Consider the following 17,457-nt stretch of genomic DNA (forward strand, 5'->3'; position numbering starts at 1 on the left):
GTCACCCTCGGTATCGACCGTCCTCCGGTCCTCCGCTCAACCGGCTGACGCCGGTTACGCGTCGTCGTCTAGCAGGTCCTGGCTCAGGCCGGCCTCGGTGTTGGGGATGCCGAGTTCAGCGGCGCGCTTGTCCGCGGTGGCCAGCAGCCGGCGGATCCGGCCGGCGACCGCGTCCTTCGTCAGCGGGGGGACGTGCAGCTGGCCGAGTTCCTCCAGGCTCGCCTGCTTGTGCTCCAGGCGGAGCCGGCCAGCCTCGAGGAGGTGGTCGGGGATGTCCTCGCCGAGGATCTCCAGTGCCCGCTTGACCCGCGCACCGGCCGCGACGGCCGCGCGGGCGGAGCGGCGCAGGTTCGCGTCGTCGAAGTTGGCGAGCCGGTTGGCGGACGCGCGCACCTCCCTGCGCATCCTGCGGTCCTCCCAGGCCAGCACGGTCTCGTGCGCGCCGAGCCGGGTGAGCATGGCGGCGATCGCGTCGCCGTCGCGGATCACCACGCGGTCGATCCCCCGCACCTCGCGGGCCTTGGCGCTGATCCCGAGCCTGCGCGCGGCCCCGACGAGCGCGAGCGCCGCCTCCGAGCCGGGGCAGGTAACCTCCAGCGCCATCGACCGGCCGGGCTCGGTGAGCGAGCCGTGCGCGAGGAACGCACCACGCCAGGCGGCGACCGACACGTCCAGGCCGCCGTTCACCACCTGCACGGGCAGGCCGCGGACGGGGCGCCCGCGCGGGTCGATCAGGCCGGTCTGGCGGGCGAGCGACTCCCCGTCCCTGATCAGCCGGACGACGTAGCGGGTGCCGCGACGCAGGCCACTGCCCGTGATCACGACGAACTCGGAAGAGAACCCGAACAGTTCGGCGATCGCTGTCCGCAGCCGGCGTGCCGCCGCGCCCGTGTCGAGTTCGGCCTCCACGACGATCCGGCCGCCGGCGATGTGCAGCCCGTTGGCGAACCTCAGCAGGGCGGCGACCTCTGCCTTGCGGAGCTCGGGCTTCGTCACCTCCAGGGTGGCGAGCTCGGACTTCACCTGCTGCGTCATCGCCATGGTCGTTCGCCAACTGCCTTTCGCCGTGATCTGCGTCTGAGTGGGCTCAGCCTACAGACCCATGATCCCCGCATACACCGACGCCAGGAGATGGGGATCGTGCCGGGCCGAGCCGTCCCGCATCCGCACCGGGGCGACGACGAGCCGCGCACCGAGCGCCGAGGCCCAGGTGTCCAGATGCGGGTCGCCGGCGGCGAAGGACGGGTCGGCGACCACCACGTCCAGGCGCAGCCCGGGCGCGTGCTGGGCGAGCACCTCCAGGTGCCGGGACGCCGTGTACGACGGTGTCTCGTCCTCGGTCGGGGCGAGGTTCATGGTCAGGATCCGCTGGGCGCGCGAGACGAGGATCGCCTCGCGCAGCTCGGGCACGAGCAGGTGCGGGAGCACGGAGGAGTACCAGGACCCGGGGCCGAGGACGAGGTGGTCGGCACCCACGATCGCCGCGATCGCCTCCGGCACCGCGGGCGGGTCCGCAGGGACCAGGCGCACGTCCGAGATCTCCCCCGTGGCGAGCGCGACCGCCTCCTGGCCGACGACGAGGCTCGTCTCGTCCGGACGCTCGGGATCGGCGCCGATCACGTCCGCCTCGATCACCAGCGGCACCGCAGCCATGGGCAGCACGCGCCCCTCGACGTGCAGCATGTGGCCCACCATGTCCAGGCCGGCGACCGGGTCGTCGAGCTGCTGCCACAACCCCGCGATCAGCAGGTTGCCGATGCTGTGGCCACCCAGGGGTCCAACACCCGGGAACCGCGACTGGAGCACCTCCGCCCACGCCCGCCCCACCTCGTCGTCGCCGCACAGTGCGGCGAGCGCCATCCGCAGGTCTCCGGGCGGGAGGATCGGGAACTCGTCCCGCAACCGTCCCGACGATCCGCCGTCGTCGGCGACCGTCACGACCGCGGTCAGGCGATGGGTGAGCTGCCGCAGCGCCGTGAGGCTGGCGGCCAGGCCGTGGCCGCCGCCGAAGGCGACCACGTTCGGGGGCGGGGTGAAGGCGTTCATCCGTCGGTCACTCCTGGCCGAGGTCGCGGTGCACGACCTCCGTGCGCAGGCCCTGGGCGGCCAGGCGCCGGGCCAACTCCTCCACCATCGCCGTCGAGCGGTGTTTGCCGCCCGTGCAACCGATCGCGACGGTGGCGTGGCGCTTGCCCTCCCTCACGTAGCCAGGACGGATCAGGTCGACCACGCCGAGCAGGTGTGCCAGGAACGGCTCCGCGTCGGGCTGGCCGAGCACATAGGCCGACACGGGCTGGGCCAGGCCGGTCTGCGGACGCAGCGCGGGGACCCAGTGCGGGTTCGGCAGGAAGCGGACGTCGAAGACCATGTCTGCGTCGATCGGGAGCCCGTTCTTGAACCCGAACGACATCAGGGTGACCTGCAGGTCGGTCTCGTCCGGCTCTGCGTAGGCCTCGGCGACCCGCGCGGTGAGCTCGTGGATGTTGATCGAGGTGGTGTCGATGACCAGGTCCGCGCTCCCGCGCAGCCCCGCCAGCATCTTGCGCTCCTTCTGGATGCCGTCCAGGAGCCGTCCCGACCCCTGCAGCGGCAGCGGCCGCCGGACCGACTCCTGCCGCCGCACGATCGTGGCGTCGCTCGCGTCCAGGAACAGGATCTCCGGCACGACCCCGGCCTCGCCCAGACGGGCGAACACCTCAGGGATCTTGCGGAAGTCTGACCGGCTGCGGACGTCGAGGAGGACCGCCACCCGGCTGAACTGGCGCTCCCGGCTGACCTCGATCAGGTCGGGCAGCATGCTCGGGGGGAGGTTGTCGACGACGAACCAGCCGAGGTCCTCCAGCGCGTGCCCCGCCGTCCGGCGGCCCGCCCCGGACATCCCGGTGACGACCAGCAACTGAACCGGGGACGCGAGGTCGCTCATGCCCCCATTATCGCCGGGCCGGAGCTCACTGTTCGATGACCTCGCCCGTCGACATGTTGATCGCGACCGGCGCCTCCTGCCCGGCCAGGGCCTCCTTGATGGCGACCGCGGTGCGCGGACCGATACCCGGCACCTCGGCCAGCTGCTCGACCGTCGCGGCGCGCAGCTTGCGCAACGAGCCGAAGTAGCGGATCAGCGCCTTGCGGCGGATCTCCCCCAACCCGGGCACGTCGTCGAGGAGCGACTCCACCATGGACGCGCTGCGCCGGCCGCGGTGGTGGGTGATCGCGAAGCGGTGGGCCTCGTCCCGCACCCGCTGGAGCAGGTACAGGCCCTCGCTCGTGCGGGGAAGGATCAGCGGGTACTCCTCCCCGGGCAGCCACACCTCCTCCAGCCGCTTGGCGAGGCCGCACAGGGCGACGTCGACGATGCCGAGGTCGGCCAGTGCCTGTCCGGCCGCAGCCACCTGGGGCGCGCCGCCGTCCACCACGACCAGGCTGGGCGCGTACGCGAACTTCCGGGGCGCTCCCGTCGTGGGGTCGACCAGCATGGGGCCCGACTCCGCCTCGGCCGCGTCGGCCTGCCGGCGTTCCTCGAGCAGCCGGGTGAACCGACGCGTGATCACCTCGCGCATCGCGCCCACGTCGTTGCTGCCCTCGACCGTGCGGATGACGAACCGGCGGTACTCGCTCTTGCGGGCCAGCCCGTCCTCGAAGACCACCATGGACGCGACGACCTCGGTGCCCTGGGTGTGCGAGATGTCGTAGCACTCGATCCGCAGCGGCACCTGCGGAAGGTCGAGGGCCTCCTGCAACTCCTCGAGAGCACGATTCCGGGTGGACAGGTCGCTGGCCCTGCGGACCTTGTGCAGGGCGAGGGCGTCGGCGGCGTTGCGGGCCGCGGTCTGCAGCAGGGCCGCCTTGTCACCGCGCTGTGGCACCTTCAGCCGCACCTTGGCACCGCGCTGCTCGCCGAGCAGCTGGGCGAGCACGTCCGCGGAGGCCGGCAGCTCGGGCAGCAGCACCTGCGGAGGCATCGCGTCCGGGTCGGTGTCGGCGTAGAGCTGGAGGAGGAACTGCTCGAGCAGCTCGCCCGTGCCCGCGTCATCGCTGCGCTCCGCGACCCAGCCGCGCTCGCCGCGGACGCGTCCGTCCCGGACGTGGAAGACCTGCACGGAGACCTCCAGGGGGTCCTCGGCGAGGGCGACCACGTCGGCGTCCGTCCCGTCGCCCAGCACGATCGCGTTCTTCTCTGTCGCCTGCCGCAGGGCGGCCAGCTGGTCGCGGATCACGGCGGCACGCTCGTACTCCAGGTTCGTGGACGCGATCCGCATGTCCGTCTCCAGACGCCGCACGAGGGCCTGCGTCCGGCCGGCGAGGAAGTCGCAGACGTCCTGGACGAGCGCGCGGTGGTGGTCGGCGTCGATGCGTCCCACGCAGGGCGCGGCGCACTTGCCGATGTAGCCCATCAGGCACGGCCGGCCGGACGCGTGCGCGCTGTTGAACACGCCCCTCGTGCAGGAGCGCATCGGGAACACGCGCAACAGCGAGTCGATCGTGTCGCGGATCGCCCACGCCTGCGCGTAGGGACCGAAGTAGCGGGTGCCCTTGCGCTTGCTCCCCCGGCCCACGAAGACGCGCGGGAACTCCTCCGACCACGTCACCGCGACCCAGGGGTAGGACTTGTCGTCGCGGTACTTGATGTTGAACCGGGGCTCGTACTGCTTGATCCACGTGTACTCGAGCTGGAGGGCCTCGAGTTCGTTGCGGACCAGCGTCCACTCCACGCGGGTGGCGGTACGCACCATGGTCTGGGTGCGGAAGTGCAACGCGGCCGGGTCGGCGAAGTAGGAGTTCAGCCGCTGGCGCAGGTTGATCGCCTTGCCGACGTAGATGACCCTGCCCTCGGAGTCACTGAACCGGTACACCCCCGGCCCGGTGGGGATCGTGCCGGTCGCGGGACGGTAGCTCGCCGGATCAGCCATGGTGCCTCGCGTCCCTCACCCGAGCCAGCATAGGCACCGGCACCGACGTTCCGGTGCCGGGCGGGGTGGCGGCGTGGCCTACCCCGTGCCGAGGGCGGACGCGGCGGCGTCGCCGCCCTCGGACCGGGTCGCCGGGACGGCGAGCAGCGGCAGCAGGGTGGCCCGGTTCGCGTTCCAGCACTCCACCTGCGTGCGGACGCAGCTGCTCTCGCCCCCGCACAGGCCTCCGTCGCCGACGTCCGCGGCCGTCGCGTCCCTGTCGGCGCCGAAATAGAAGGTGCCGTTGGCGTCGAGCGGGCTCCCGGCGTCCACGAGCACCTGACCGGCCGCGACCGCCGAGCCGGCGGCGTCCTGCACGACGGCCACGCGCATCAGGTAGACGTACGAACTGATCGGTGCCTCCGCGCCCTCATGCTTCGTCGGAGCCTTCAGGCCGATCGTGAACCGGTCCGCCGCGCCCGGCTCCACCTGCTGGTGCAACGTGACCCGGACGACCTGGCCCGCCTGGGGATCGTCGGGCAGCGTCGCGGTGTACTTCCCTGTGACCTCCAGGTTGCTGCCGGACAGGCACGGCGGCAGGTAGCCGAAATCGTCGATGGTGAGCTCGACGCCGGTGAGCACAGCGAGTTCCGGGCCGTCGTTGCGGACGGTGATGTCCAGCGTGGCGACCGAACCGCCGCCGTCCGGAGCGACCACGACCACTTGGCTGAGGCTGAGCTGCGGCCCCGCGGACGGCGAGGGGACGGCCACCTGCGCGGCGGGCTCCGGGGCGAGGGTCAGGACGCCGACCGACGCGACCACCAACACGACGGCCACGGCAGTCGTCACCCTTCGGTAGTGAGGGATCAGGATGGCCGCCACCCCGGTGGCCGCGGCGAGCAGCATGAGGCCGACCGCCCAGGCCCGGAACGCCGGGTCCCGGTTCAGGCCGAGCACGGAGAGCGCGATCGCGAGGACGGACCCGCCGGCGCCCAGCCAGTCCTTGCTCTCCAGCGTGGGCGGGCGGCCCGGGTCGGGCTCGCGCTGCGGCGGCACCTGCGGTTCGGCCATGTCGTCCCCCCACCCGAACGGTGTCGGAATGGTAGCCCGGCGCAGCGCCGCCGCGGCAGTGCGAGTCCTCGGGTACGGGCGACGCCCGCACGGAAGTGGGGGGTCCGGCACGCCAGGAACCGTCCCCATCGTGCCGCGACCGGAAGGTCCGTCCCTGTGCGCCGGTTACGCGGGGACGGTTCCTTCGTACCGGGCACGAAAGAACCGTCCCCCGGGACCCGGCACGAAAGAACCGTCCCCGGCGATCCTGCCGGCGCTTCCGCATTCACAGGACAGACACAGCCGCGGGCGTGGTTGAAGGTTCTACCATTTCGGCAGACAGACCACAGGAGGCCCGCATGACTACCCCGCTGAACCCGACCCGTCGCACGGTCCTGAACTCCGCAGGGATCGCTGCGGTCACGCTCTGCCTGGGCGGTTGTGCCGCCGCCGGATCCGGATCGGCGACGTCCGGCGGCTCCAGCTCGGCCGGACCGGTAACGGTGAACGCCGCCGACATCCCGGTCGGCTCGGGAAAGATCGTCGCCCCGTTCGTGGTCACCCAGCCCACGGCCGGCACCTACGAGGCGTTCAGCTACCTCTGCACCCACCAGGGGTTCCCCGTGGGCGAGGTGACGGACGCCGCCATCGTCTGCGAGCACCACGGGAGCAACTTCTCGCTGTCGGACGGCTCCGTGCTCCACGGACCCGCCACCAAGGCCCTCACCAAGGCCACCGTCACCGTCAGCGGCGACACCCTCACGATCAGCTGAGGCTCGCGGGGTCGTCCGCCACGCCCCGTGGACGGCCCACCGACGGCGGCGCCCGGGTCAGCCCGCGCTGAGCAGGTCCGGCTCCTCCCCGACCGTCACGGCATGGCCCTCCAACATCGGCCGAAGGAAGGCGCCGGTGTACGACGCCGGGTTCGCCGCCACCTCCTCCGGGGTGCCCTCGGCGATCACGAGGCCGCCGCGGGATCCGCCCTCCGGCCCGAGGTCGATCACCCAGTCGGACGCCTTGATCACGTCGAGGTTGTGCTCGATCACCACCACCGTGTTGCCCTTGTCGACCAGCGACTGCAGCACCTCCAGGAGCCGCCGGATGTCCTCGAAGTGCAGGCCCGTGGTCGGCTCGTCCAGCACGTAGAACGTCCGCCCCGTCGAGCGACGCTGCAGTTCAGCAGCGAGCTTCACCCGCTGCGCCTCACCACCCGACAGCGTCGTGGCGGGCTGGCCCAGGCGCACATACCCCAGGCCCACGTCGACGAGCGTCCGCAGGTGCCGGGCGATCGCCTGGATGGGAGCGAAGAACTCGACCGCCTCCTCGATCGGCATGTCGAGCACCTCGGCGATGGTCTTCCCCTTGTAGTGCACCTCGAGCGTCTCCCGGTTGTACCGGGCGCCGTGGCAGACCTCGCACGGGACGTAGACGTCCGGCAGGAAGTTCATCTCGATCTTGATCGTGCCGTCGCCCGCGCAGTTCTCGCAGCGTCCGCCCTTCACGTTGAAGGAGAACCGGCCCTGTTGGTAGCCGCGCACCTTCGCCTCCGGCGTCTCCGAGAACAGCTTCCTGATCCGGTCGAAGACGCCGGTGTAGGTGGCCGGGTTCGAGCGCGGCGTACGTCCGATCGGCGACTGGTCGACGTGGATGCTCTTGTCGATGTACTCCGTGCCGGTGATCGAGGAGTGCCGCCCGGGGACGGCGTGCGCGTTGTACAGCTTCTTCGCGAGCGCCGTGTACAGGATGCTGTTCACCAGCGAGGACTTCCCGGACCCGGACACGCCCGTGACCGAGATGAGCTTGCCGAGCGGGAACGACACGTCGATCTTGCGCAGGTTGTGCTCCGCGGCACCCCGCACGGTGATCGCCTTGCCGTCACCGGCCCTCCGCCGCGCCGGCATCGGGATCGACCGGCGGCCGGACAGGTATGCGCCGGTCAGCGACGTCGTGCTCGCGAGCAGTTCCTCCACGGGACCCGACACGATCACCTCGCCGCCGTGCTCCCCCGCACCGGGGCCGATGTCGACCGCCCAGTCCGCCGTGCGGATGGTGTCCTCGTCGTGCTCGACGACGATCAGGGTGTTGCCCAGCTCGCGCAGCCGGATCAGCGTGTCGATGAGGCGACGGTTGTCGCGCTGGTGCAGGCCGATGGACGGCTCGTCGAGCACGTAGAGCACGCCGACCAGGCCCGACCCGATCTGCGTGGCGAGCCGGATCCGCTGGGCCTCGCCCCCGGACAGGCTGCCCGAGGGACGCGACAGCGACAGGTAGTCGAGGCCGACGTCGAGCAGGAACCGGAGCCGCTCGTTGATCTCCTTGACCACCCGCTCCGCGATCTGCGCCTCGCGTTCGGTGAGCTGCAGGTTGCGCATGAAGACGGCGACGTCGTCGATCGCCATCGCCGACACCTCGGCGATGTTCTTCCCGCTCACGGTGACCGCCAGCGAAGTCGGCTTCAGCCGGGCGCCGTTGCAGGTCAGGCACGGCACCTCCCGCATGTACCCCGCGTACCGCTCCCTCGCCGTGTCGGACTCCGCCTCCGCGTGCCTGCGCCGGATGTACGGCACGGCACCCTCGTACTTCGCGCGGTAGGTGTGCTCCCTGCCGTGCCGGGTCCGGCTGTGGACGGTGAGGGCGTGCGGCACGCCCATCAGGAGCAGGCCCTGGATGCGGGCGGGCAGCTGTTCCCACGGGGTGCGCACCGAGAACCCCTCCTGCTCGGCCAGCGCGGCGAACAGGTTCTGGAAGTAGCCGGCGAGGTAGGGCGTCTGCCACATCCCGATCGCGCCGTCGGCGAGGCTCTTGCCGGTGTCGGGAACGACCAGCTCGACGTCCACTTCCATCCGCGTGCCGAGGCCCGAGCAGGCGGGGCAGGCTCCCCACGGACCGTTGAACGAGAACTGGCGGGGCTCCAGCTCCTCCACCGAGATGTCGTGGTCGTTCGGGCAGGCCAGCTTCTCCGAGTACCGCCGCTCCCGGCCCGGGTCGTCCTCGGGCAGGTCGACGAAGTCGATCGAGACGACGCCGCCGGCCAGGCCGAGCGCGGTCTCGACGGAGTCGGTGAGCCGCTGCTTGATGCTCGGCTTGTTGGCGAGCCGGTCGACGATGACGTCGATCGAGTGCTTCTTCTGCTTCTCCAGGGTCGGGGGCGTGAGCAGCTGGTGGACCTCCCCGTCCACCCGGACGCGGGAGAGGCCCTGCCCGGCGAGCTGCCGGAACAGGTCGACGTACTCGCCCTTGCGTCCGCGCACGACGGGAGCGAGCACCTGGAACCGCGTCCCTTCGGGCAGCGCCAGCAGCCGGTCGACGATCTGCTGCGGGGACTGCCGGCTGATCGGCTCGCCACAGATCGGGCAGTGCGGACGCCCGGCGCGCGCGTAGAGCAGGCGGAGGTAGTCGTAGATCTCCGTGATCGTGCCGACGGTCGAGCGCGGGTTGCGGCTGGTGGACCTCTGGTCGATCGACACGGCGGGCGAGAGGCCCTCGATGAAGTCGACGTCGGGCTTGTCCATCTGGCCCAGGAACTGCCGCGCGTACGCGGAAAGGCTCTCGACGTAGCGCCGCTGGCCCTCGGCGAAGATCGTGTCGAAGGCGAGGCTCGACTTCCCGGACCCGGACAGCCCGGTGAACACGATCAGGGCGTCCCTGGGCAGGTCGAGGTTGATGTTGCGCAGGTTGTGCTCCCGCGCCCCGCGGACGATCAGCCGGTCATTCACGCCGCTCATGGTAGATCGTGCCTCCGACAGTCCCGGAACGGACGGCTGCGGGTGGCCCGGGACCACCGCGGGGCCTAAGGTTGGGCCCCATGAGCCAGTACACCGGGTCGATTCCGGTGGAGGACGTGCACCGCTGGAAGGCGGAGGCCACCCAGCGACTCCTCGGTTTCACCATCGGCCTCAGCGACGAGCAGTGGCACGCCCCGAGCCCGCTGCCGGGCTGGTCGCGCGCCCACATCGCGACCCACCTCGCCCGTGGCGCCGACCGCCTCTCCGCGCTCATCCGCGCGGTCCTCGCCGGCGATCCGCCCCCGCCCCCGGTCTCGGCCGCCGAGCGCCAGGCGGAACTCGAGGCGGGCGCCGACCGCGGCGGGCTCGACCTCCAGATCGACCTGGACACCAGCGCGGGCGCGCTCCAGGGCATCATCGAGAGGGTCACCGACTGGTCGACGCCGGTCGTCCTCCACGGCAGGGACGCCACGCTGGCCGCGACCGCGCTCGGACGCCTGCACGAGGTCTGCGTGCACCACCTCGACCTCGACTGCGCGCTCAGCCCGGATGCTGTCGACCCTGCCGCGGCCGGCTGGCTGCTGCGCTGGGTGCTCGACCTCCGCGCGGACGCCGACCTGCCCGCCCTCCAGCTGGAGGGCGAGTCCCTCACCGCGCGCATCGGCAGCGGCGTCGAGCCGCGCCGGATCACCGGGTCGGACGCGCGCCTGTGGGCCTGGCTGAGCGGGCGGCTGCCCGCGTCCGGGGTGTTGGGCGCCGATGGGCTGCAGCCCGGGCTACTCGCCTGAGCCCGCCGGCCGCGAGCCCTCGTCGCGACGGGACTTGAGGAGGCTCGCGACCGTCGTCACGGCCAGCGTCCCGATGATCACGGTCAGGGAGAGCCAGATCGGAACGTCCAGTTCGAGGCCGATCGCCGCGTCGAGCCCGTACTCGTGCAGGGCGTGCAGGACGAGCTTCACGCCGATGAACGCGAGGATCACCGACAGGCCCACCGAGAGGTAGACCAGTCGCTGCAGCAGTCCGCCGATCAGGAAGTACAACTGGCGCAGGCCCATCAGCGCGAAGACGTTGGCCGTGAAGACCAGATAGGGCTCCTGGGTGAGCCCGTAGATGGCGGGGATGGAGTCGAGCGCGAACAGCAGGTCGGTCGTGCCGAGCGCGACGACCACCAGCAGCATCGGCGTGATCAGCCGCCGGCCGTCCTCGACCACGACCAGCCGCGTGCCGCGGAAGTCATCGGTGGACGGGAACCGACGGCGCACCCAGGTCATCACCGCGTTCTCGGTGGCGTCGTTCTCGTCCACCTCACTGCGGTAGTCGAGGTAGAGCTTGACCGCGGTGTAGATCAGGAAGGCGCCGAAGAGGAAGAACACCCAGCTGAACCGCTCGATCGCTGCCGCACCGAGGGCGATGAAGATGCCGCGGAAGACCAGAGCGAGCACGATTCCGAACATCAGGGCGAACTGCTGGAGCTTCCTGGGCACCCGCAGGTTCGCCATGATGATCACGAAGATGAAAAGGTTGTCCACGCTGAGGCTGTACTCGGTCAGCCAGCCGGCGAAGAACTCCCCCGCGTACCGGGGGCCGCTGGTGTACCACACGCCCAGGCCGAACAGCACGGCGAGGCCGGAGTAGGCGGCGATGGCGATCCCGCACTCCCGCATGGACGGTTCGTGCGGACGCCGCCCGATCACGACCAGGTCGACCACGAAGACGGCGGCGAGGATCGCGATGGTGATCAGCCAGACCTCAGCGGTCACATCCATGCAGCTCGTCCTCGGCTCGGCTCGCGGGCGGGCGCCCCGTCCCGGTAGTACCCACCGATTCTCTCAGTCCGGCCCGCGCGGGCCAAAGTGGCACGGTCGGGCTCAGCGGGTCGCCTCCAACATCTGGCGGAGCGTCTTCTTCAGGTCGGCGATCTCGTCGCGCAGCCGCGCAGCCAGCTCGAACTGGAGTTCCGCTGCCGCGCCGTGCATCTGCTCGGTGAGCTCGCTGATCAGCCCGGCCAGCTCGCTGGACGGCATCGCGCCGAGGTCGCGGCTCTTCTCCGCCGACAGCGGCACCGGGCTGGTCGGACGCCGGCCGCCCGCGCGGCTGACCAGCGCGGACGTGTCGGCGTCCTCCCTCGCCAGCAGGTCGGTGAGGTCGGCGATCTTCTTGCGCAGCGGCTGCGGGTCGATCCCCCGCTCCGTGTTGTAGGCGACCTGCTTCTCGCGGCGCCGGTTCGTCTCGTCGATCGCTGCCGCCATCGACGGGGTGATCCGGTCGGCGTACATGTGCACCTGGCCGGCCACGTTGCGGGCCGCCCGCCCGATGGTCTGGATCAGGGACCGCTCGCTGCGCAGGAAGCCCTCCTTGTCGGCGTCCAGGATCGCGACCAGGCTCACCTCGGGGAGGTCAAGGCCCTCGCGGAGCAGGTTGATGCCGACCAGCACGTCGTAGGTGCCGAGCCGGAGCTCGCGGAGGAGCTCGATGCGCCGCAGGGTGTCCACCTCGGAGTGCAGGTAGCGGGTCCGGACGCCGTTCTCCATCAGGTAGTCGGTGAGGTCCTCGGCCATCTTCTTGGTCAGGGTCGTCACCAGCACGCGCTCGTTGAGCTCGGTGCGGGTGCGGATCTCGGCCATCAGGTCGTCGATCTGGCCCTTCGTCGGCTTCACGATGATCTCGGGGTCGACCAGGCCGGTGGGCCGGATCAGCTGCTCGACGAAGCCGTCCGACTTCGCCACCTCGTACGGACCGGGGGTGGCCGACAGGTACACGGTCTGGCCGATCCGCTCGACGAACTCCTCCCAGCGCAGCGGACGGTTGTCCATCGCCGACGGCAGCCGGAAGCCGTGCTCGACCAGCGTGCGCTTGCGGGACATGTCCCCCTCGTACATCCCGCCGATCTGCGGGATCGTCACGTGCGACTCGTCGACCACGAGCAGGAAGTCCTCCGGGAAGTAGTCCAGGAGGCAGTTCGGCGCCGACCCGGCGCCGCGGCCGTCGATGTGGCGGGAGTAGTTCTCGATGCCGGAGCAGGTGCCGATCTGGCGCATCATCTCGATGTCGTAGCCGGTCCGCATGCGCAGCCGCTGCGACTCCAACAGCTTGCCCTCCGCGTCGAGGTCGGCCAGCCGCACGTCGAGCTCGGCCTCGATCCCCTCGATGGCGCGCTCCATCCGCTCCGGCCCGGCCACGTAGTGCGACGCCGGGAAGACGTAGATCTCCGCATCGGTGCTGAGCACCTCCCCCGTGAGCGGGTGCAGGGTGGACAGCGCCTCGATCTCGTCGCCGAAGAACTCAACCCTGACCGCGTGCTCCTCGTACATCGGGAACACCTCGACCGTGTCGCCGTGGACGCGGAACGTGCCGCGGGTCGCGGCGAGGTCGTTGCGCACGTACTGGATGTCGACCAGCCGGCGCAGCAGGGTGTCGCGGTCGATCTCCTCACCCCTGCGCAGCCGGACCATGCGGTCGACGTACTCCTGCGGCGTGCCGAGGCCGTAGATGGCGGACACCGTCGCGACCACGATCACGTCCCGCCTGGTCAGCAGCGAGTTCGTGGCGGAGTGGCGGAGCCGCTCGACCTCCTCGTTGAGCGAGGAGTCCTTCTCGATGTAGGTGTCGGTCTGGGGGACGTAGGCCTCGGGCTGGTAGTAGTCGTAGTACGAGACGAAGTACTCCACGGCGTTGTCGGGGAAGAACTGGCGCAACTCGTTGGCGAACTGTGCGGCGAGCGTCTTGTTGGGCTGCATCACCAGCATGGGACGCTGCAGCCGCTCGGCCAGCCACGCCACCGTCGCGGTCTTGCCCGTGCCGGTGGCGCCCAGGAGCACGACGTCGTTCTCACCGGCCTCGAGACGACGCTGGAGGTCGTCGATCGCCGCCGGCTGGTCGCCCGCCGGCTCGAAGTCGGCCACCACGTGGAAGGGGGCCACCCGGCGCTGGACATCGGTCACTGGTCGCACGACGACGAGCATAGGTGCCCCCTCTGACACCGGCCCTGCCGGCCGGCGGCGGCCGGGGTCAGCCGGCCGCCTGCGTGCCCAGGACCACCCCCAGCATCTTGTCGACGTCGCTGAAGCTGGTGTCGGGCGTGTCGTCGGTGAACAGGAGGGTCGACAGCGTCGAGATCCCGTCGGAGCTCCGGACCGCGGCGAAGGTCACGACGTAGGTCTGGGTGCTCTTCCCGCTGGAGGTGTCGATGTAGGCGGCCGCGCACTGGGCGACGGACAGTGTGGACAGGCCCGCGTCCACGTCGCTCGGCTCCCCGAACTTCGCGCCCGTGGCCTGCTTGAGCACCTGCCGGTTGAAGGCGTCGCAGAGCTGGCCGGGGTTGGTGTTCTTCTTCTGCTGCACGACCCGCGTGACGAGGACGGCCTTGCCGTCGCTCACCGAGATCGCCGAGGGCGCCTGCTCCTGGACCTCCCAGCCGTCGGCCGTCCAGAACTTCACACCATTGCCGAGGTCGACGAGCGTGACGTTCGACGGCTCGTCCGTGGACTCGCCGGTGGGTTCATCCGTCGGCTCGACGCTGGGCTCCTCCGTCGCGACGTCGGTCGGGCTGGCGGACGCCGTCGGCTCGGTGGTCTCGACGGCGGTCGGCACGACCGTGGGCTCCGGGGAGACCGGATCGGCCGGGGTCGAACGGTTGGACATCGCCAGCAGCACCGCACCGGCGACGACCAGCAGCACCACGGCACCGATCACGATCAGGAGAACCTTGGACGACGAGGCGCGGCCCGGCGGCCGGCCCCCGGGCGGGGTGTAGCCCTGCTGGGGCGGGTAGCCCTGTTGCGGCGGGTAGCCCTGTTGGGGGTTGCCCGCCTGGGTCGTGTACGCCCCCTGGGCTCCATAGGCGCCACCGGTCTGGGGTGCGTAACCCTGCGGCGGGTAGCCCTGTTGCGGCGGGTAGCCCTGTTGCTGCGGGTAGCCCTGCTGTTGCTGCGCGTAGGCCTGCGGGGTGGCCTGCGGTTGCTGGTAGGGCTGACCGGGGTACGCCTGCTGGCCGGCCGCCTGTTGCAGCGGGACCTGCTGTTGAGGTGGAGTCGGCTGTTGGGGTGGAGTCGGCTGCTGCGGTTGAGTCGGCTGCGGGGCGCCGGCGCGGGGGTCCTGGCTCATTTCGCGTCCTCGCTCTCCGCGTCGTCGCCGGCATCAGAGGGCTGTTCAGGTGGAGGCGAACCGGGCACGGTGACCGGCTGGGGCTCGTCGTCGGCCGGGAGCTTCGCCCACGCCCGGGTGGCGACACCGCAGGCGCTGCAGAAGGCCGATCCGGGCAGCAGCGGCATCTCGCACCGCGCGCAGAAGCCGAGGTCGGTGTCGGCCGCCTGGCCGGTCCGCGCCGCGGCCTCCAGCGCCCCTTCCAGGAGCCCCGTGTGGAGCACGGTCCGCAGGCGGAGTACGAGCACCCCGAGGACCAGCAGGCCCCAGACCACCTGCAGCACGAGCGACACGCTCTGCGAGCCCACCCACGAGAGCAGGTAGGTGCCGGTGTTGAGCAGGATGTTCGCCCCGATGGCGAGCGCCACCCCGGCGAAGTACCGCGGCGTGAAGCCGTCGTAGCCGCGGCCGAGCCCGGAGAACTCGGCGACGGCCAGTCCGGTGGCCGTGCCCATCACGAGCGGCTTGATGAACCCCTCGAGGAAGACCAAGGAGGCGAGCTGCGCGGGCTGCGCCTCCACGATGCCTCCCGTCAGGAGCGCCCAGTGCCGCACCAGGGTGTCGAAGCAGGCGTAGGCGACGCCGCTGACGATGCCGAAGGTGACCCCGTCCATGAGGTCGTCGAACGCCGGCCGCTGGGCCAGCAGGACGGGACCGACCTGCCGGATCAGTTCGCCGACCACCGGCACGAGGACGGCGAAGATCAGGAAGGCTCCCCACTGCGGGCCGGACAGGAGCGTCCCGTCCGGAGCGCGGAGCGTCGCGGTGAGCGGCAGCAGTCGCGTCCACAGCACCGTGAAGAGCGCGGCGACCAGACCGGTCAGTGCGAACGCGAGCCCGACCACCGGCAGCGGCTCGTCCTCCCAGAGGTTCACGTCGTACAGGTAGGTGATGTAGACGATCGGGATCGCGAACGCTGCGATCAGCACCGCGATCGGGAGCGCGCCGAAGATGGCAGCGACGAGGGCTGCGACGAGCGTGATCGTGAACGCGGTGCGGTACGTCTGCGGGTGCCGGCCGGCGTCCTTCGGCATGATCGTCGACACGATCGCGAAGGACGCCACCGGCTCGTCGGGGGCGAGCGCGAACCGGCGCTGCCCTCGCGCGTCGCCGGGGACGAGGTCGAGGCCGCACCGATGACAGAAGTGGGCGACGTCAGGAACGGTGGAGTGGCAGCGGGAACAGTCCATGGACGGCCTCCTGGCGAGTGGTGCGCTCACTATAGGGGGACGCCACGCCGCCGCGGCAGAGGGCGGGCTAGTGAATTTCCGCACCTGGGGAGCCGGTGAGTTCCGTCCAGAACCTGTCGACCTGGTCGGCGAGATCGGCCGGGGTGCCGTCGTTGTGCAGCACGACGTCCGCGGCGGCCAGTCGGCGCTCACGATCGGCCTGCGCCCTGACCCTGGCCAGGGCCTCCTCGGCGCCGAGGCCGTCGCGCGCGCGGACCCGGGCGAGCTGCTCCTCCGGCGCGGTGTCGACGACCACGACGAGGTCGAACGCGTCCTGCTGGCCGGTCTCGACCAGCAACGGGATCATCTGTACGACCACAGCGCCCGCGGGCGCCGCCGCGGTGAGTTCCGCCGCGCGGGCGCGCACGGCGGGGTGGATGATCGCCTCCAGGTCGCCGCGGGCGACCGTGTCGGCGAACACGATCCGGCCCAGCGCGGGCCGATCGAGGGAGCCGTCGGGACGCAGCACGCCGTCGCCGAACCTTGCCACCACCGCCGCCAGGCCGGGGGTGCCCGGCTCCACCACCTCGCGGGCCAGTCGGTCGGCGTCGATCACGAGCGCCCCCCGTTCGGCCAGCAACTCGGCCACCGTCGACTTCCCGGACGCGATGCCCCCGGTGAGCCCGACCAGGATTCCGGAGGACTCCGTCATGGCAGGTCCATCGTGAGGTCCCGGAACAACGCATCAGCCTGGACCGCCGTCTTCGAGCCGGAGAGTGCGGTGACGATCTCGATGACGAGGAAGGCGTCGCCGAGCTCTGGCTCTAGCCAGAGCATCGACCAGAGCTTCGCCGCCTTGCCGCCGAAGGTGCCGTGCGACTCGATCCACGCATACTGGCCGTACACAGGGTCCTGATCATGATCGGTGACCCTGAGCTGGCCGCGGAACCCTGCCCGCCGGCTTCGGGTCAGCGGCACGACCAGATCGATCGCCCGGTCTTGCGAGTCCGCCACGAACGCGTAGGCGTCCACGCGATTCGCACCGCGGGTCAGGACAACCTCGTTCGCCTCGTTGCGGACGACGTCCCAGCCGCTCGGCACCGTTGCGGCGTGGCTCCCGACAGTCAACTGCCCCGGCATCGGCGCCTCGTCGTCCGAGTTGTCCCACGGATCGGCCGTGCTGGTTGGCCACGACGCGGAGGATGAGGCCGTCGGCGAGGTCGGCTGGTCGGCGGAGGGCGTTGCCTTGGTTCCCGAGTCGCCTCGCGGCTGCAACAGCATCCAGGTCCCGACCGCGGCTCCTCCCAGGGCGAAGGCAGAAGCAAGGGCGAGCCAGTTGCGCCGACTCGGACCTGACGGTTCGTGGGGTCCGGGCGGCTCCACAGGGCCTGCGCTGCTGCGGGCCAACGCCCGCCGAGGGAGCAACCGGCTGCTGTCGGCGTTCGTGCCAGCCTGGCCGTCCGGATCGGGGTAGTTCTCGAACCG

General features: G+C 71.0%; 14 protein-coding genes. 2 read left to right on the forward strand and 12 right to left on the reverse strand.

Annotated features, from left to right (window positions below):
* Positions 1–54: 54 nt before the first annotated feature.
* From whiA to QM779_RS06880, 5 genes are all read right to left on the reverse strand, one after another.
* Entirely contained in the window at positions 55–1,041 is a 987-nt protein-coding gene (gene whiA / locus QM779_RS06860; protein WP_428533564.1) for a DNA-binding protein WhiA, read from the reverse strand.
* Positions 1,042–1,092: 51 nt separating this feature from the next.
* Complete coding sequence (locus tag QM779_RS06865) at positions 1,093–2,046, reverse strand: gluconeogenesis factor YvcK family protein (protein WP_428533566.1); 954 nt, start codon at positions 2,044–2,046, stop codon at positions 1,093–1,095.
* Positions 2,047–2,053: 7 nt separating this feature from the next.
* A complete protein-coding gene (gene rapZ, locus QM779_RS06870) occupies positions 2,054–2,923 on the reverse strand; it encodes an RNase adapter RapZ (RefSeq protein WP_428533568.1) in 870 nt (289 codons plus the stop codon).
* Between the two features lie 25 nt (positions 2,924–2,948).
* The gene (gene uvrC, locus QM779_RS06875; RefSeq protein ID WP_428533570.1) at positions 2,949–4,907 is read right to left on the reverse strand and encodes an excinuclease ABC subunit UvrC; all 1,959 of its coding nucleotides are present in this window, start codon (positions 4,905–4,907) and stop codon (positions 2,949–2,951) included.
* Positions 4,908–4,985: 78 nt separating this feature from the next.
* Complete coding sequence (locus QM779_RS06880) at positions 4,986–5,957, reverse strand: hypothetical protein (RefSeq protein WP_428533572.1); 972 nt, start codon at positions 5,955–5,957, stop codon at positions 4,986–4,988.
* 338 nt (positions 5,958–6,295) lie between these two features.
* On the opposite strand from QM779_RS06880, the gene QM779_RS06885 reads away from it, so the two are divergent.
* Complete coding sequence (locus QM779_RS06885; protein ID WP_428533574.1) at positions 6,296–6,709, forward strand: Rieske (2Fe-2S) protein; 414 nt, start codon at positions 6,296–6,298, stop codon at positions 6,707–6,709.
* Positions 6,710–6,766: 57 nt separating this feature from the next.
* Here the strand turns inward: QM779_RS06885 and uvrA are convergent, their stop codons facing one another.
* Positions 6,767–9,661 carry an excinuclease ABC subunit UvrA gene (gene uvrA / locus QM779_RS06890; RefSeq protein WP_428533576.1) on the reverse strand — a complete coding sequence of 965 codons (2,895 nt, stop codon included), beginning with the start codon at positions 9,659–9,661 and terminating at the stop codon, positions 6,767–6,769.
* A gap of 80 nt (positions 9,662–9,741) precedes the next feature.
* Between uvrA and QM779_RS06895 the strand changes: the two genes are divergently transcribed.
* Entirely contained in the window at positions 9,742–10,449 is a 708-nt protein-coding gene (locus QM779_RS06895) for a maleylpyruvate isomerase family mycothiol-dependent enzyme (protein WP_428533578.1), read from the forward strand.
* Here QM779_RS06895 and QM779_RS06900 read toward each other — a convergent pair.
* The 6 genes from QM779_RS06900 to QM779_RS06925 form a co-directional block, all read right to left on the reverse strand.
* The gene (locus tag QM779_RS06900) at positions 10,438–11,427 is read right to left on the reverse strand and encodes a TerC family protein (protein WP_428533580.1); all 990 of its coding nucleotides are present in this window, start codon (positions 11,425–11,427) and stop codon (positions 10,438–10,440) included. The two genes, QM779_RS06895 and QM779_RS06900, sit on opposite strands and share 12 nt — an antisense overlap.
* Positions 11,428–11,529: 102 nt before the next feature.
* A complete protein-coding gene (gene uvrB, locus QM779_RS06905; protein ID WP_428533582.1) occupies positions 11,530–13,623 on the reverse strand; it encodes an excinuclease ABC subunit UvrB in 2,094 nt (697 codons plus the stop codon).
* A 46-nt stretch (positions 13,624–13,669) separates the two neighbouring features.
* Complete coding sequence (locus QM779_RS06910; protein ID WP_428533584.1) at positions 13,670–14,764, reverse strand: hypothetical protein; 1,095 nt, start codon at positions 14,762–14,764, stop codon at positions 13,670–13,672.
* Positions 14,761–15,993 (reverse strand): PrsW family intramembrane metalloprotease, encoded by a 1,233-nt coding sequence (locus QM779_RS06915; RefSeq protein ID WP_428533586.1) that lies wholly within the window; start codon positions 15,991–15,993, stop codon positions 14,761–14,763. Before QM779_RS06915 ends, QM779_RS06910 begins: the two co-directional genes overlap by 4 nt.
* A 67-nt stretch (positions 15,994–16,060) precedes the next feature.
* A complete protein-coding gene (gene coaE / locus QM779_RS06920) occupies positions 16,061–16,684 on the reverse strand; it encodes a dephospho-CoA kinase (RefSeq protein ID WP_428533588.1) in 624 nt (207 codons plus the stop codon).
* On the reverse strand, positions 16,681–17,253 hold the full coding sequence (locus tag QM779_RS06925; RefSeq protein WP_428533590.1) for a hypothetical protein: 573 nt from the start codon (positions 17,251–17,253) through the stop codon (positions 16,681–16,683). Before QM779_RS06925 ends, coaE begins: the two co-directional genes overlap by 4 nt.
* Between the last annotated feature and the right edge of the window lie 204 nt (positions 17,254–17,457).

Source organism: Propionicimonas sp. (assembly GCF_049840635.1).
In the GTDB taxonomy this organism is placed as follows: domain Bacteria; phylum Actinomycetota; class Actinomycetes; order Propionibacteriales; family Propionibacteriaceae; genus Propionicimonas.

Bases quoted from the DNA above. Each gene is read 5' to 3' on its own strand.
- QM779_RS06885 (WP_428533574.1), top strand. From the start codon at position 6,296: ATGACTACCCCGCTGAACCCGACCCGTCGCACGGTCCTGAACTCCGCA.
- QM779_RS06880 (WP_428533572.1), bottom strand. From the start codon at position 5,957: ATGGCCGAACCGCAGGTGCCGCCGCAGCGCGAGCCCGACCCGGGCCGC.
- QM779_RS06925 (WP_428533590.1), bottom strand. From the start codon at position 17,253: ATGCTGTTGCAGCCGCGAGGCGACTCGGGAACCAAGGCAACGCCCTCC.
- QM779_RS06865 (WP_428533566.1), bottom strand. From the start codon at position 2,046: ATGAACGCCTTCACCCCGCCCCCGAACGTGGTCGCCTTCGGCGGCGGC.
- whiA (WP_428533564.1), bottom strand. From the start codon at position 1,041: ATGGCGATGACGCAGCAGGTGAAGTCCGAGCTCGCCACCCTGGAGGTG.
- coaE (WP_428533588.1), bottom strand. From the start codon at position 16,684: ATGACGGAGTCCTCCGGAATCCTGGTCGGGCTCACCGGGGGCATCGCG.
- uvrC (WP_428533570.1), bottom strand. From the start codon at position 4,907: ATGGCTGATCCGGCGAGCTACCGTCCCGCGACCGGCACGATCCCCACC.
- QM779_RS06915 (WP_428533586.1), bottom strand. From the start codon at position 15,993: ATGGACTGTTCCCGCTGCCACTCCACCGTTCCTGACGTCGCCCACTTC.
- QM779_RS06900 (WP_428533580.1), bottom strand. From the start codon at position 11,427: ATGGATGTGACCGCTGAGGTCTGGCTGATCACCATCGCGATCCTCGCC.
- QM779_RS06895 (WP_428533578.1), top strand. From the start codon at position 9,742: ATGAGCCAGTACACCGGGTCGATTCCGGTGGAGGACGTGCACCGCTGG.
- QM779_RS06910 (WP_428533584.1), bottom strand. From the start codon at position 14,764: ATGAGCCAGGACCCCCGCGCCGGCGCCCCGCAGCCGACTCAACCGCAG.
- uvrA (WP_428533576.1), bottom strand. From the start codon at position 9,661: ATGAGCGGCGTGAATGACCGGCTGATCGTCCGCGGGGCGCGGGAGCAC.
- rapZ (WP_428533568.1), bottom strand. From the start codon at position 2,923: ATGAGCGACCTCGCGTCCCCGGTTCAGTTGCTGGTCGTCACCGGGATG.
- uvrB (WP_428533582.1), bottom strand. From the start codon at position 13,623: ATGCTCGTCGTCGTGCGACCAGTGACCGATGTCCAGCGCCGGGTGGCC.